At 62.1% G+C, this 214-nt stretch carries 1 protein-coding gene; it reads right to left on the bottom strand.

Annotation, left to right across the window (positions count from 1 at the left end):
* On the bottom strand, positions 1–214 hold a 214-nt coding region (locus Y882_RS18660), incomplete at both ends, for an efflux RND transporter permease subunit (protein WP_046973457.1).

Raw genomic sequence — 214 nt, 5'->3', positions numbered from 1 at the left:
GGTGAGCGTGAGCGAAACCAGCGCGGAGACAATGATCGCCGCCACCAGGGTGATGGTGAATTCCTTGAAGAACAGGCCGGTGATGCCGCTGATGAACAACAGCGGCAGGAACACCGCCACCAGCGAGGCGGTGATGGAGACGATGGTGAAACCGATCTCCTTGGCGCCGGCCAGCGCGGCCTCCATGCGCGTCATGCCCTGATCGATATGACGC

The organism is Dyella japonica DSM 16301 (assembly GCF_001010355.1).
In the GTDB taxonomy this organism is placed as follows: Bacteria; Pseudomonadota; Gammaproteobacteria; order Xanthomonadales; family Rhodanobacteraceae; genus Dyella; species Dyella japonica.
The sequence above is the reverse complement of the archived record's forward strand: the minus strand, read 5'-3'. Positions and strand labels throughout refer to the sequence as shown.